This is a genomic window from Bartonella sp. A1379B, from assembly GCF_002022485.1.
Taxonomy (GTDB): domain Bacteria; phylum Pseudomonadota; class Alphaproteobacteria; order Rhizobiales; family Rhizobiaceae; genus Bartonella; species Bartonella rochalimae.
In genome coordinates this window covers 824,800-839,703 of record NZ_CP019780.1, presented here as the reverse complement: position 1 = coordinate 839,703, position 14,904 = coordinate 824,800, and the positions used below count along the sequence as shown (strand labels likewise).

The window sequence follows — 14,904 nt, the reverse complement described above, 5'->3', positions numbered from 1 at the left end:
TTTGGTTATGTCGACTTTCTATTTTTATATCAAGAATCTTTTGCGTTTTATGGAATTTTCTCTTTAATTATTTTTTGTAGTACAGAGCGTTTTTCATCTGAAGTAATAGCCGCAATCAATTCAGGAAGATCAGAGAATGTATGTTGTTGAAAATTTTGTGATTTTATTATTTCTGTTGTTGTTATAGGTTGAAAAGCTCCTTGAAATCCTAGCTTTTTTGCTTCTTTAATGCGTTGTCCTGAATGTGCAACGGAACGGATTGCTCCTGAGAGGCTGACTTCACCAAAATACACATAGTGAGTTGGAAGAGGGATGTTTGCAAGAGAAGATACCAAAGCTGCTGCAACTGCTAAATCAGCTGCAGGTTCTGATATTCGGTAACCACCTGCAACATTAAGATAGACATCATGTTGTCCAAAGCGGATACCACAATGAGCTTCTAATACGGCTAGAATCATCGAAAGACGATTCCCATCCCATCCCACGACAGCACGCCGTGGCATACCAAGCGAAGAGTGAGCAACAAGAGCTTGAATTTCTACTAATATAGGGCGTGTACCTTCCATTCCTGCAAAAACCGCAGCTCCCGGCGCTTTTTCATTACGCTCACCTAAGAATAATTCAGATGGATTAGAAATTTCCCGTAATCCTCTGTCAGACATTTCAAAGACGCCAATTTCATCCGTTGGTCCAAAGCGGTTTTTCATAGTTCTTAAAATTCGATAATGGTGTCCACCTTCACCTTCAAAATAAAAAACTCCGTCAACCATATGTTCGACAACACGAGGTCCAGCAATTTGTCCATCTTTTGTGACGTGACCAACAAGAACAACAGAAACTCCTGTGTTTTTTGCAAAATGGATCATTGCTTGAGCACTGATGCGGACTTGTGTTACGGTTCCAGGTGCTGAATCTGCTAAATTTGACCACAAAGTTTGAATGGAATCAACGATGACCATATCAAGTTTTTTATGTGTATTTAAAGTTGCTAGAATATCTTCAACATTAGTTTCAGCAGCGAGTTGAACTGCTGTATTTGTAGCATTAAGTCTTTGTGCACGTAAGCGAATTTGTGTAATAGCTTCTTCACCTGATACATAGATGACATTATACCCTTTTTGCGATAAAGCTGCTGCTGTTTGTGTTAGTAATGTTGATTTTCCTATGCCTGGATCGCCAGCAATCAGTAATGCTGATCCACGGACAAAACCACCTCCGGTAACACGATCAAGCTCAGCAATGCCAGAATGGATACGCGGAACATTTTCGATATCTCCAGAAAGAGATGTAAGTGTAACTATATGACCTTTACGAATATTTTTAGGAGGGCCACTTCCTACACCGCTATTTGTACCTTCTTCAGTAAGAGAATTCCAATTTCCACAGGAGTGACATTTTCCAGCCCAACGTGAATGGACTGTGCCACAATCTTGGCAAATAAATTGAAGACGATTACGTACCATAATGGTTTAACCATATTGTTCTGGAAGATAATTACTGTCTGCCAGATCACTGAAGCGTGTGAAATCAGCTTGGAAAGAGAGTTTGACTATGCCTGTTGGTCCATGGCGTTGCTTCGCTACGATAATATCAGCTTTTCCAAAAACTTCATCCATTGATGCTTGCCATTTTAAATGTTCTGGACCTCCTATCTTAGGCTCTTCATTTTTGAGATAATACTCTTCACGATATACAAAAATAACAACATCCGCATCTTGCTCAATTGAACCAGATTCACGTAAGTCTGATAGTTGTGGACGTTTATCTGTCCGATTTTCGACTTGGCGTGAAAGCTGTGAAAGAGCAATAATGGGAACATTAAGCTCTTTAGCTAAAGCCTTTAATCCTGTGGTGATTTCTGTAATTTCTTGAACGCGACTTTCAGATGAGCGTTTTGAATTGCTTGTCATTAACTGTATGTAGTCAATAATCAAAACATCTAAACCGTGTTGTCGCTTGAGGCGACGTGCACGTGCAGCTAATTGTGTGATCGATATGCCACCCGTTTGGTCAATATAAAGTGGAACTTTTTGTAGGCGATTCATTATGCGTAATAATTTTGCAAATTGTTCTTCTGAGATATTGCCTCGACGAATGTTAGAAGAAGAGACCTCTATTTGCTCAGAAATAATACGTGTTGCAAGTTGTTCTGATGACATTTCAAGCGAAAAGAATCCGACAATTCCCCCCTCATTGTCTGGCGATGATTCTTTTTTTGTATCACAGTTATAAGTATTAGCAATATTGAAAGCAATATTGGTAGCAAGAGCAGTTTTTCCCATACCAGGACGTCCTGCAATGATAATTAAATCAGAAGGCTGTAATCCTCCCATTTGTTCATCAAGCTTTTTTATGTGAGTAGCAATACCTGATAATCGTGAAGATCGCTTTTTTGCTATTCCTGCCATATCAATAGCTTTTTTAATAGCTTCATCAAAACTCTCAAATCCACCACCATATTTTCCCTTTTCTGCTAGCTGAAATAAATCACGCTCGATTTTTTCAATTTGTTGAATTGGTGTCAATTCTAAAGGGGCATCAAATGAGGTATTGACAACTTCATTTCCAAGATTAATCAAGGAACGTCGGATAAAAAGGTCATAAATTACTCGTCCATAATCTTCAGCATTAATAATTGTTACCGCTTCTTTAGCTAAACGAATAACATAATTAAATACAGTAATATCTCCAATTTTTTCTTCAGCTGGAATAAAAGATTTGATAGTGACAGGGGTTGCCAGTTTTCCTTTTTTGATAATTTGTGATACAACTTCAAAGAGTTGTTGATGTAATTGTTGGAAAAAATGTTCTGATTTTAAAAAATCTGACACGCGATCAAGTGCATCGTTATTAATAAGAATCGCGCCAAGCAATGCTTGTTCAGCTTCAATATTATGTGGCATCTGCCGAAAAAAGGTGGATTCTTCTTTTTGCTGAGGGATCAGATTAGAGATGCCGGTTTCTTCCATAACAATCTTCCTATTAATAATATTTAGCCTTTCGGCTAAATATTATCATGATATACCAATTTTAATGGGAGAGAAGAAAAAACAAACAGTTGAGTAAGAAAAAGATGTTCATTAACTGTGACTTTCTTCATTAAGATTGTTTTCTACATGGTTATCAGTTTCTTTTGTTAATGGTTGCTCTTGAGTACTATATATTGCTTCAGTAGAAGTCAGATTTTCACCTGCTTCTTGACGCTCCGCTTCACTAGTTGAGCGTGCAATATTAATTGTTACAGAAACTTGAATTTCGGGGTGTAAGCTGAGAGAAATGGTGTGAAGACCGATGGTTTTAATAGGGTGATTAAGTTCAATTTGGTTACGTTCAATCGAAAAGCCATTCTCTGTTATAATATCAGCAATATTACGTGTTGATACGGAACCGTAAAGTTGTCCTGTTTCACCAGCTGAACGGATAATAGTAAATGATTGTCCATCAAGTTTTTCAGAAATTTTTTGAGCTTCGTTTTTGCGTTCAAGGTTACGAGCTTCAAGCTGTGCGCGCTGTGTTTCAAAGTGCTTTTTGTTGGCTTCATTAGCACGTAAAGCTTTACCTTGAGGTAATAGAAAATTGCGCGCATAGCCATTTTTAACTGAGACAATATCACCAATCTGACCAAGATGAGTGATGCGTTCAAGCAAAATGATATCCATAGTTTTTCCTTTCGAATTAAATCAATTAGTGAGATTTGTGTGATTGGCTGTTATATTGAATGGTTGCCCAAATGCCCATAAGCAGCAGCATAAAAGAAATAGGTACAGTAAAAATAACAGTTAAAATAGCAATGTAAACAAAAGATAATATTATCGTTCGACCACTTATTTCTTTTGTAATATTATGGAGATATGCTAGACCAGTAACTGATATGATAAATGTATAGGCAGTGATAAAAACATTTGCGCCTAAATTTAAAATAGAATTGGTTTCAATCATTGCGGCTATAAAAGCAAAAATGAAAATGATAAGTCCCCAAATTGGAAGGCGGAAATTTTGTTTCCAATCATCACGAGGTCTTTTCAAACAATTTATATGGCGTGCTATCATCATTGAAAAGTAAAGATTTGCAATAAAAAACAATAAACTGTAAACGGTCAATATTACTGCTGTTAGAGTTGCTGTATGTGTCATTACAAGTTCAGTAAAAGAAAGAATATTAGTTTCGTTTATAGACTGCGATTGTCGCATAGTCTGTACTATATTCTCGGTAATTTGCTTTGCAATAATAGGAGAAGATGGATGATTTTGAATATAAATTCCAATAAAAGTTGATATACAGGCAATAAAATTTGTTAAAAGAAAAATAATTGGTGGTAATGGATACCACATCAACGAATTTTCTTCTTGTATTGTTTGTACTGGTTGTGCAAATCCAAGGAGCCAAGAAGCATAAACAGCAGGAAGAAAAAACAACAACATAAAACTAAAACCAATATAAATATTATTGGTTATGGAAAGAACAAAAGTAGCGCTAATTAAAGCAATAAGGCTAGGTAATGTACCATATCTAAATGCTGCGATAAAGATTGGAAGAGAAATAAAACAACCTAAAAAAAGAGAACAATAGGGAATGATATTTGAAACATTGATGATTGCCATCCCTATAACAGCAGTAAACAGTCCTGCTAAAACGCCGATTATTGTTTTATAAGAATAGGAATCTTTCATTGATCGCTGTCCTGCCTTTTGCAGTTAGAGGTATATAATACCCCAACTTTTTTGGATATATTATAATTAAGATATGTTTTGTAAAGTATTAAAGAAAAAGAATAAGTAGCCAGAAAAAATTCTGGCTACATAATAAATTAAAATTTATTTGACAACATATGGAAGTAAGCCAAGAAAACGAGCACGCTTAATAGCATTTGCTAATTCACGTTGTTTTTTCTGACTAACAGCTGTGATGCGCGAAGGAATAATTTTCCCACGCTCTGAAATATAACGCTGTAACAGCTTGATATCTTTATAATCAATTTTAGGAGCATTTGCACCCGAAAATGGACATGTTTTACGGCGGTGATGAAAAGGACGACGTATCGAAGTTTGTTGAATATCAGTCATCATGCTATTCCTCCTGTTGGATTTTCATGTTGACGGTGCAGATTTTGAGCTTTCTCTTCATTTTGATTAGAGAAGCTATCACGGTTGAGGCCTGAAAGTGCTGTCGATTGTTCTTTTTCATGTTTTTCTACGCGGACAGTCATATAACGCAAAATATCCTCATTAATACGCATTTGACGCTCAAGTTCAGCAATTGTTGATGCTGGAGCGTCAATATTTATCAATACGTAATAAGCTTTACGATTTTTGCGGATTCGGTAAGCAAGAGAACGAAGACCCCAATTCTCTACACGCCCAACTTTTCCACCATTCGCTTCGATAACGCCTTTGTAAGTTTCTAAAAGCTCATCAATTTGCTGTGGTGCAATATCTTGTCGGGCAAGAAATATATGTTCATAAAGAGCCATTATTTTGCCTTTCTTCAATTAAATTCTACTAGTTTTGGCGCAAAGCCTCTGCGACTTGTCTTTATTGGAAAATCCAAAGAAGAAAGGGCGCGTTTGTATTCGAGACACTCGAGAGCGGAGACACAGGAGGCCGGAATTATTATATTCCCACTGGTTTTTCCCAGCCCTCCGTTCAACCCCCAGCCAAATACCGGTAATGAACATTGAATATTTACAGCTTATCTTTAAAAATAGCAAGTTAGTGTTTACAAAAAATATCATTTATTGAGTCTTGGGATATTTTTTATACATTTTGCGTTTCACTTTAACTTTATCATATTACTGTTTCCTTTAGTAAAAAATGATATAATAGGAAGATAATGATATATTAAGTGAGATAAGAATGAACGTTTTACACCAGATTGATATAGCACTTTTCGAAATGCTTGCTAAGAGTAATCAAATGGATTTGATTTTTGTTTGGTTTGGTATCATTTGTGCAAAGTTTTTAATTTATATTATTCCTATACATCTTTGTGTATTATGGTTTTGTGGTGGATGTACGGAAAGGCGTGTTGCTTTAAGTATTGGTCTTAGTATTTGTGTTGCTCTTATTATAGGTTATATTATTTCTCTTATTTATTATCGTCCACGTCCATTTGTTGCAGGTTTGATGCGACCTCTTATTAAACATCGGGAAACAGCTTCTTTTCCAAGTAATCATGCATTAGTTATTGTGTCTTACTTTGTTAATCTTTATTTGTATCGATACAAAATTGCTTCTAAGTTTGCATTGATATTTTTGTTATTAATTTGTTGGGGACGTGTTTTTACAGGTGTACACTATCCTTTTGATGTTTTGGCTGGTGTGGTTTTAGGAAGTTTTGTAAGTTGGTTTATTATTCGGTTTGTTGCATCATATTTTCCTAAATTTCTATATCAAATTCCACCTTTGAAATATAATTTTCATATAGGTACTCAATTTTAAATTAAGTTGATTTGTTGTAATTTATGTTTATTGAATTGGTTGAAAAGAAGATAAATCTAAAATTTAATTTTGGAGATGATGATGGTAGCAGCATTCACTTTCCCAGGACAGGGAAGCCAAGTTGTTGGTATGGGAAAAGTACTTGCAGAGCAATTTATTGAAGCACGCATGGTTTTTGAGGAAGTTGATGATGCTTTAGGTGAGAAATTATCACAAATTATTTTTGAAGGACCAGAAGAGGTTTTGACATTAACGGCAAATGCACAGCCAGCATTGATGGCCGTGTCTATGGCAATTATTCGTGTCATGGAAAAGTTGGGATTTGATATAGCAAAGAAGGTGAAATTTGTTGCTGGCCATTCTTTAGGAGAATATTCGGCACTTTGTGCTGCTGGTACATTTAGTTTAGCTGATACAGCAAAACTTTTACGGATTCGGGGAAATGCTATGCAAACAGCTGTTGCTGTTGGTGAAGGTGCAATGGCGGCAATTATTGGCTTGAATGAGCAAGATGTTGAAGAAATTTGCAAGTTCGTTTTAGGAGAGGGAGTGTGTCAAATCGCTAATGATAATGGCGGTGGACAGATTGTTATTTCAGGTAAAGCAAAAGCTGTCGAGTCAGCTATCAAGATTGCTTCACAAAAAGGAGCTAAACGTACATTGCTTCTTTCTGTATCAGCGCCGTTTCATTCAGTTTTGATGAGTTCTGCTGCTGATGCGATGAAAGACGCCCTTAGAGCTGTTAATAAAAAAGCACCTGTTGTTCCGCTTGTTGCGAATGTTTCTGTTACACCAGAAAGTGATCCGGAACGTATTTTTATGCTTCTTCTTCAACAGGTTACTGGGCGGGTGCGATGGCGTGAAACAATCGAATGGTTTGGAGCTAATAAGGTTGATGTTCTTTTTGAAGTTGGCTCTGGAAAAGTATTAACAGGTTTAGCGCGCCGTATTAATAAGGATATTAATGGTTTGACAATTGGTACGGCTGAGGAAATTGAATCAGCATTACAAGTGCTAGGTGTTTAATCTTAAGGAGTCTAAAAAATGTTTGAATTAACAGGTCGTAAAGCTCTTGTAACAGGAGCATCAGGAAATATTGGTGAAGCAATTGCTCGTGCTTTACATGCACAAGGAGTTATTGTTGGGTTGCATGGAACGCGTGAAGGAAGACTCACAGAAATTGCTGTAGATCTTGGTAAAGACACTTTTATTTTCCCCGCTAATCTTTCTAACTGTGATGCTGTCAAGCAATTGGCTAAAACAGCAGAGAAAGAGATGGATGGAATTGATATTCTTGTTAACAATGCTGGTATTACTCGAGATGGTCTTTTTGTACGTATGCAGGATCAGGATTGGGATGATGTATTGGCAGTGAATTTGACAGCTGCCTTTACTTTAACACGTGAGCTAACATATAATATGATGCGGCGGCGTTATGGACGTATTATTAATATAACTTCTATTGTTGGTGTTGTTGGTAATCCTGGACAAACGAATTATTGTGCTGCGAAAGCTGGTTTAATAGGATTTTCAAAGTCATTGGCACAAGAAGTTGCATCGCGAAATATAACAGTTAACTGTATTGCTCCAGGATTTATTCAATCCGCGATGACTGATCAATTGAATGAAAAGCAGAAAGAAAAAATTATGGCTACAATTCCAATGAAGCGTATGGGAATAGGGCAAGAAATAGCCTCTGCAGTTGTTTATTTAGCGAGTGATGAGGCAGGATATGTGACTGGACAAACAATACATGTCAATGGTGGTATGGCAATGATTTGAGTATTTGCTGTATTCTACATTGATTTATAATCATTATTATTTTAGATAACGATAAATGAAATAAAACAGTAAGTTTATTTCTTTAAGTATGGTAATTGTTCGACTTATCAGGGTATCAATTTAGTACATTTAAGAGGAGATATTCACGGAATGTTCTATGTTTTATCGCTAAAGTTTTGGAGCAATGCATCTATTACTTGATTATATGAACTTATATCGCTAACCAAGTACAGGAAAACAATATAATTCGAGGATTCAATATGAGTGATACAGAAGAGCGCGTTAGGAAGATTATCGTAGAGCATCTCGGAGTTGACGCAGATAAGGTCGTAGAAAATGCTAGCTTCATCGATGATCTAGGAGCAGATAGCCTTGATACGGTTGAACTTGTGATGGCTTTTGAAGAAGAGTTTGGTATAGAAATTCCGGATAATGCTGCTGAGACAATCTTCACAGTTGGTGACGCAGTGAAGTTTATTGATAAAGCTTCTCTATAATCTTACTTAAAGGGCAAAAGTATTTTATGCTTTTGCCTGATTTTTTAGTTTAGGGCATATTTTGACAATATGGTTTCTAGAGGTGGGTGGTTCAAGGTTAGAAACATGAGACGTATTGTTGTTACTGGTTTGGGATTAGTATCTCCACTCGCTAGTGATGTTGAATGGAGTTGGAAGCGGCTTCTTGAAGGGAAAAGTGGTATTCGACGCATCACTGAGTTTGAGGTGGCTGATTTACCATGTCAAATTGCTGGCCGTATTCCTTTAGGGGATGGAACAAATGGTACATATAATGCTGATTTACATATGGAGCCTAAGGATCAGCGTAAGGTTGATGCATTTATTACTTATGCAATAGCTGCTACTGATCAGGCACTTACAGATGCTGAATGGTTTCCCAAAAGTGATGAAGAGCAGATACAGACGGGTGTTATGATTGGTTCTGGTATTGGTGGTGTTGAGGGCATTGTTGAGGCTGGTTATACACTTCGTGATAAAGGTCCACGGCGAATTTCTCCTTTTTTTATTCCAGGCCGTTTGATTAATCTTGCTTCTGGTTATGTTTCCATCAAATATGGTCTACGTGGTCCTAATCATTCGGTTGTAACAGCTTGTTCGACCGGTGCTCATGCAATTGGTGATGCAACTCGTTTAATTGCATTAGGTGATGCAGATGTGATGGTAGCAGGGGGGGCTGAATCTCCAGTTAATCGCATATCTCTTGCTGGTTTTGCTGCCTGTAAAGCTCTTTCTACCGGGTATAATCATGAACCTGAGCGTGCATCACGTCCTTATGATGCCGATCGTGATGGTTTTATTATGGGTGAAGGGGCTGCTGTTGTTGTTTTGGAAGAGCTTGAACATGCAAAAAAGCGGGGCGCTCGCATTTATGCAGAAGTGATTGGTTATGGTTTGTCTGGTGATGCTTATCATATTACAGCTCCTTCGGAGAGTGGTGAAGGTGCGCAGCGTAGTATGATATTGGCTCTTAAGCGTGCGCAAGTGAATGTGAGCGATATTGATTATATTAATGCTCATGGTACATCAACGATGGCTGATGTTATAGAGCTAGCTGCTGTTGAGCGTGTTTTAGGTCATCATGCGTTGAAGGTATCAATGTCATCAACTAAATCATCTATTGGGCATTTACTTGGTGCAGCTGGTGCAGCTGAGGCTATTTTTTGTATTTTAGCTATACGGGATAATATAGCTCCAGCAACACTTAACCTTGATAATCCATCTGTTAAAACAAAAATTGATCTTGTGCCGTATACACCACGTGAGAGAAAAATTGATATAGTTCTTTCTAATTCATTTGGTTTTGGTGGAACAAACGCATCTTTAGTAATGCGGCGTTTTAGTGAATAACTAAGTAGTTTCATTTGTTATGGCTGCCTTGATGAGCTTTTTGACTATAAGATTTGAGTGAGAAATTATTAGTAAAATACCTGAAATTATTAAGGTTAGTAGGTTATGTTTGATGCAAAAAGTAAGTCATCATTGAAGAATATAAATGACTTTTCATTAAGTTATCCGCCAAATAATAATGGATTGTTACATGAAAAACGGAAAAGATCGCATATTTTGCGCAATCCGTTTATTATTCTCGGTAATTTTTTTCTAACGCTTGTTGTGGTTGTTCTTTTAGTTGTTGGTATTCCTCTCTATATTGTAAAGAACATTTTTGAGGGTAAAGGGATTGCTGAGAAAGAACAAGTTATTCTTATTGATTCTGGAAAAGGAATTCGTGAAATTGCATCATTGCTTGAAAAACGTAGTCTTATTCGATCATCTGATATTTTTATTTATGGGGTTGGTTATTACCAAAACACAACCCGTCTTAAAGCCGGTGAATATTTAATTCCGGCGTATGCTTCGATGCATGATATTATGAATATTCTTGTAAAAGGAAAGTCTGTTGAATATAGTTTTACAGTGCCTGAGGGTTTAACGGTTCAACAAGTATTTGACCGGTTATCAGCCAATGAAATTTTGATTGGTGATCTTCCGGAAGTTTTACCTCCAGAAGGCAGTTTGGTGACGGATACTGTTCATTTTATTCGTGGCACAACACGTGTCGAAATTATAAAAAGGTTATGTGAAGAACAAAAAAAATTAATTAATGCAATATGGGCTACTCGTTCCCCAGATTTACCCATCAAGTCTATTGATGAGTTTGTTATATTGGCATCAATTGTTGAAAAAGAAACAGGGATTGCAGCAGAGAGACCGCAAGTGGCTGCAGTATTTTATAATCGTCTTGCTAAGGGTATGCGTCTTCAATCTGATCCAACGGTAATTTATGGCATTTTTGGTGGAAAAGGTAAACCTGTAGATCGTCCAATTTATAAGTCAGATCTTGAGAGAGAAACGCCATATAATACTTATAAAATTGATGGGTTGCCACCAACAGCTATTGCAAATCCAGGTCGCGATTCTTTAAAGGCAGTGGCAAGTTTTCCGAAAAGTGATGCACTTTATTTTGTAGCCGACGGTTCAGGTAGACATGTTTTTTCTAAAACTTTGGAGGAACATAATGCAAACGTTCGTAAATGGCGGGCGTTAGAAAAATAGTAAATCTTCTTAAATTTAGAATTCATATTTAGAAAATTTTGAAAAAAGTAACAGTATGACATTATTTGATAATGAATTGAGTGCTCAAAAAAAAAATAAACGTCGCGGTTTTCTATTTATTCTTTCTTCTCCTTCAGGTGCTGGCAAATCAACAATTTCGCGGTTAATTCTAAAAGATCAACAATTAGAGCTTTCTATCAGTATGACAACGCGGGCAAGGCGCCCTAGTGAAGTAGATGGTGTTCATTATCATTTTATTTCGAAAAAAGAATTTGAACGTAAGTGTGCAGGAGACGAGTTTATTGAGTGGGCAGAAGTTCATGGGAACTATTATGGAACTTTACGTGAAAGTGTTGAAAATGCATTGAACGCTGGTCGGGATATGTTGTTTGATATTGATTATCAGGGGACTGAACAACTTCAAAAAAAAATGCCGGGTGATACTGTTTCTGTTTTTATTCTTCCTCCATCAATGAAGGAGCTTGTTGCTCGTTTACATCGTCGAGCAGAAGATAGCCAAGATATTATTAATTTGCGATTAAACAATGCAAGAACAGAAATTCAGCAATGGCGCTCTTACGATTATGTTGTAATTAACGAAGATTTGAATCAGTCGTTATTGCTTATTAAATCGATATATTTAGCAGAAACAATGAAACGTAAGCGTTTTCTTGAGTCTTTTATTGATGAGCTTATTGTTGAAAAAATTGATTAATAGCTTATCATTTTAAGAGAATCTTTAAATTAATAAGGATTCTATTTCTTTAAGTGATTAGGTTAGCTAAAGTTACAAATTCAGAAATAGAAAGTGTTTCCGCTCGGCGTGTTCCATCAATACCAGCTTTTTCTAAAAGTGTTTCACCTCCAATAGTTTTAAGACTTTGTCTCAGCATTTTACGCCTTTGTCCAAAAGCAATTTTTGTGACGAGGCTTAATTTTTGTGTAGAGCAAGCGAGAGGTTGTAAGCGTGGAATAATGTGAACAACGGAAGAAGTTACTTTTGGCTCTGGTATGAAGGCTCGAGGAGGAATATCAAAAGCGATTTTTGCAATACTACGCCAACCAGTCAATATGCTGAGACGACCGTAGTAAGGAGATTGAGCAGTTGCTGTAATACGCTTTGCGACTTCACGTTGAAACATTAAAGTCATTGACTCATAAAAAGGGGGCCATGATTTTGTTAAAAGCCAATTTAATAAGAGTTGTGTTCCAATATTATATGGAAGATTTGCAATAATTCGCGGTTTTTCCGGATATGCTTCAAAAAGCTTTGGAAAATCTTGTTTTAATGCATCATTAAAAATAAGCTTGAGTTTTTGTGGATAGTGCTCTTCTATTTCTAAAAGAGCTGGCATACAACGCTCGTCACGTTCTATCGCTGTTACAATAGCGCCTTTTGCAAGTAAGGCGCGAGTCAAACCACCAGGACCAGGACCAATTTCAAGAACAGGTTTTCCTTCTATATTGCCTGCTTGATGAGCAATCTTAGCTGTTAAATTAAGATCGAAAATAAAATTCTGTCCCAAAGACTTGTTAGCTTGTAACTTATATTTACTGATGACGTTACGGAGAGGAGGAAGATTATCTATTAGCATATGATTGGATTGTTTTTTGCAAGTTGGTCTGCAAGTTTAAGAGCAGCAATAAAACTTTCAGGAGAAGCTATTTTTTTATCTGCAATATCAAAAGCAGTGCCATGGTCTGGGGAAGTGCGAATGAAAGGTAATCCTAAGGTAACATTAACAGTAGTATCAAAGTCTAATGTTTTAACAGGGATAATAGCTTGATCATGGTACATACAAAGAGCAACATCATATGTTTGCCTTATACGTTCATGAAACATTATATCAGGAGAGAGGGGACCTATAATATTCAGTCCTCTTTTTTTAAGATATTCAATAGCGGGAATAATAATTTTTTCTTCTTCTTTTCCTATTGCACCATTTTCTCCAGCATGAGGGTTCAGACCAGCAATAGCTAAGCGTGGTGAATTTATTGCAAATCTGGTTTTTAAATCATTTTCAGTAATTAATGCAGTTTTAATAATTAAATCACATGTAAGAGATGAAGAAACTTTATTAAGTGGAATATGAATAGTAATTGGTACCGTTTTTAATTGAGGTCCAGCCAACATCATAACTGGATGATATTGTTTATTGGAAAACTTTTGAGCAAGATGAGCAAGAAATTCAGTATGACCTGGGAAGTGAAATCCAAAATCGTAAAGACTTTTTTTTGCAATAGGGCAAGTAATTAGTGCGCATCCCTGACCCCTTTGAATCAATTGAACGCTGCGTTCAATTGATTCAATTACTCCAGCAGCATTATCCGGTGAAGATAATCCTAGTTGATCACTTTGTCGATTTTTTAAGGGAATTATAGGAAGAGATGTTGAAAAATTTTCTACAGGATTATGAGTAGAAACAGATTTTATATCAATATTAAGTTGTAAAAAACGAGCACGCGAATGAATAATTTCAGGATCGGCTAAAAGAACAAAAGGTGGAATTTGACGTATATTACGCATATTCCACGTTTTTATAACAATCTCAGGACCAATTCCTGCCGGGTCTCCACTACTAACGATTAGCGGAGCCATTATGAATTTTGAATACGTGCTGTTTGTCTCAATTCTTTTAAATACTTTTCACTGAGAGCTTCAAGAAGTTGGGGAATATCTTTCTTTTGATGATCTTGGATGGAAAATATAAGCCGAGCCACACGATCGTCAGAAACTCTTTTTATTTGACAGACAGCAACTGCTTCAATACCATTCTGCGTTTCTTGAAAGTTAGTCATTTTTCCAGCTGGCGTTGCAAGGATAGCTTTTTCCCAATTTTGAGGCAGTTGAGGTTCCAAAAATTTTCCTAAATGACGGATAGTAATATCTAAAATACCTTTTGCCTGGTTTTTAGCGCTATTACATCCCTGGAAATTGGCACGGAACTTATTTGCTTCTTTTTTACGTTTTTCTAGAATTGCTGACCGCCGATGTTCAGGAATAACAAAAATAATTTGTTGTAGTGTATATTCGTTTGTTGAAGGTTTGACACCGCCATTTTTTAATATTCTCTGTGAGGCTTCTTGTTCTGTAATTACTCCACCTTCAGCTTGATAACGCGCATTAACAAGACGTGCCCAGCCCATTTGCCCCAAAATATATGCTTTAAAGTGTTCTACCGTGACATCAGTTTGAGTGAGCATTTGATTGAGTTGATCAACAGTCATATTATTTTGTGCGGCAAAATTTTCAAAAGCATTCTCAACTTCATCTGTGCTAACTTCAATATTTCGCCGTTTTATTTCATTATTTTTAAGGACTTCATCAATAAGATCATTTTTAGCTTGTGTGGCAAGATTTCCTTGCTTCTGTTGCAATTTAAGAAAAGCAATACGCCTTTGAATATCATAATTTGTAATAGCGCTACCATTAACTGTAACGACAACTGAAGTCTGTGCAAAAGCTTGTGATGTAAAAAATGTGCTTACGGATAAACTACTTACACTCAAAGAAGTGATACAAAATAAAGCAAGAGCACTATTTTTTAGTATATTCATATAAGTAAACCTTTACAATCAATTTTCATCTATTACCCAAAATATATGTTTTTCT

At 36.5% G+C, this 14,904-nt stretch carries 16 protein-coding genes; 7 read left to right on the top strand and 9 right to left on the bottom strand.

Going from position 1 to position 14,904, the window contains the following annotated elements:
- Positions 1 to 47 precede the first annotated feature (47 nt).
- From radA to rpsF, 6 genes are all read right to left on the bottom strand, one after another.
- A complete protein-coding gene (gene radA, locus BA1379B_RS03590; RefSeq protein ID WP_078673841.1) occupies positions 48 to 1,463 on the bottom strand; it encodes a DNA repair protein RadA in 1,416 nt (471 codons plus the stop codon).
- Between the two features lie 6 nt (positions 1,464 to 1,469).
- Complete coding sequence (locus tag BA1379B_RS03585; protein WP_078692391.1) at positions 1,470 to 2,969, bottom strand: replicative DNA helicase; 1,500 nt, start codon at positions 2,967 to 2,969, stop codon at positions 1,470 to 1,472.
- Positions 2,970 to 3,080: 111 nt separating this feature from the next.
- On the bottom strand, positions 3,081 to 3,659 hold the full coding sequence (gene rplI / locus BA1379B_RS03580) for a 50S ribosomal protein L9 (RefSeq protein WP_078673839.1): 579 nt from the start codon (positions 3,657 to 3,659) through the stop codon (positions 3,081 to 3,083).
- A 25-nt stretch (positions 3,660 to 3,684) separates the two neighbouring features.
- Positions 3,685 to 4,671 carry a hypothetical protein gene (locus tag BA1379B_RS03575; RefSeq protein ID WP_035007256.1) on the bottom strand — a complete coding sequence of 329 codons (987 nt, stop codon included), beginning with the start codon at positions 4,669 to 4,671 and terminating at the stop codon, positions 3,685 to 3,687.
- 144 nt (positions 4,672 to 4,815) lie between these two features.
- Positions 4,816 to 5,064 (bottom strand): 30S ribosomal protein S18, encoded by a 249-nt coding sequence (gene rpsR, locus BA1379B_RS03570; protein ID WP_035007423.1) that lies wholly within the window; start codon positions 5,062 to 5,064, stop codon positions 4,816 to 4,818.
- A complete protein-coding gene (gene rpsF / locus BA1379B_RS03565; RefSeq protein WP_035007257.1) occupies positions 5,064 to 5,471 on the bottom strand; it encodes a 30S ribosomal protein S6 in 408 nt (135 codons plus the stop codon). Before rpsF ends, rpsR begins: the two co-directional genes overlap by 1 nt.
- A 382-nt stretch (positions 5,472 to 5,853) precedes the next feature.
- Between rpsF and BA1379B_RS03555 the strand changes: the two genes are divergently transcribed.
- The 7 genes from BA1379B_RS03555 (at position 5,854) to gmk (ending at position 12,006) form a co-directional block, all read left to right on the top strand.
- Entirely contained in the window at positions 5,854 to 6,438 is a 585-nt protein-coding gene (locus tag BA1379B_RS03555; protein WP_035007260.1) for an undecaprenyl-diphosphatase, read from the top strand.
- Between the two features lie 81 nt (positions 6,439 to 6,519).
- Positions 6,520 to 7,464, top strand: coding sequence for an ACP S-malonyltransferase (fabD, locus tag BA1379B_RS03550; RefSeq protein ID WP_078692390.1), 945 nt, complete (start codon positions 6,520 to 6,522; stop codon positions 7,462 to 7,464).
- An 18-nt stretch (positions 7,465 to 7,482) separates the two neighbouring features.
- Positions 7,483 to 8,220, top strand: a complete 738-nt coding sequence (gene fabG, locus BA1379B_RS03545) for a 3-oxoacyl-[acyl-carrier-protein] reductase (protein ID WP_078673835.1) — start codon at positions 7,483 to 7,485, stop codon at positions 8,218 to 8,220.
- A 260-nt stretch (positions 8,221 to 8,480) separates the two neighbouring features.
- On the top strand, positions 8,481 to 8,717 hold the full coding sequence (locus BA1379B_RS03540; protein ID WP_035007265.1) for an acyl carrier protein: 237 nt from the start codon (positions 8,481 to 8,483) through the stop codon (positions 8,715 to 8,717).
- A gap of 105 nt (positions 8,718 to 8,822) precedes the next feature.
- On the top strand, positions 8,823 to 10,085 hold the full coding sequence (gene fabF, locus BA1379B_RS03535; protein ID WP_078673834.1) for a beta-ketoacyl-ACP synthase II: 1,263 nt from the start codon (positions 8,823 to 8,825) through the stop codon (positions 10,083 to 10,085).
- A 105-nt stretch (positions 10,086 to 10,190) separates the two neighbouring features.
- Positions 10,191 to 11,291 (top strand): endolytic transglycosylase MltG, encoded by a 1,101-nt coding sequence (mltG, locus tag BA1379B_RS03530; RefSeq protein ID WP_078673833.1) that lies wholly within the window; start codon positions 10,191 to 10,193, stop codon positions 11,289 to 11,291.
- A 55-nt stretch (positions 11,292 to 11,346) separates the two neighbouring features.
- The gene (gmk, locus tag BA1379B_RS03525; RefSeq protein WP_078673832.1) at positions 11,347 to 12,006 is read left to right on the top strand and encodes a guanylate kinase; all 660 of its coding nucleotides are present in this window, start codon (positions 11,347 to 11,349) and stop codon (positions 12,004 to 12,006) included.
- Between the two features lie 49 nt (positions 12,007 to 12,055).
- Here the strand turns inward: gmk and rsmA are convergent, their stop codons facing one another.
- The 3 genes from rsmA to BA1379B_RS03510 are packed head-to-tail and all read right to left on the bottom strand — an operon-like array spanning position 12,056 to position 14,849.
- Positions 12,056 to 12,886, bottom strand: coding sequence for a 16S rRNA (adenine(1518)-N(6)/adenine(1519)-N(6))-dimethyltransferase RsmA (rsmA, locus tag BA1379B_RS03520; protein WP_035007270.1), 831 nt, complete (start codon positions 12,884 to 12,886; stop codon positions 12,056 to 12,058).
- Positions 12,880 to 13,890 (bottom strand): 4-hydroxythreonine-4-phosphate dehydrogenase PdxA, encoded by a 1,011-nt coding sequence (gene pdxA, locus BA1379B_RS03515; protein ID WP_035007271.1) that lies wholly within the window; start codon positions 13,888 to 13,890, stop codon positions 12,880 to 12,882. Before pdxA ends, rsmA begins: the two co-directional genes overlap by 7 nt.
- Positions 13,890 to 14,849, bottom strand: a complete 960-nt coding sequence (locus tag BA1379B_RS03510; RefSeq protein ID WP_078673831.1) for a peptidylprolyl isomerase — start codon at positions 14,847 to 14,849, stop codon at positions 13,890 to 13,892. The genes pdxA and BA1379B_RS03510 overlap by 1 nt, the downstream gene beginning before the upstream one ends.
- Positions 14,850 to 14,904 lie beyond the last annotated feature (55 nt).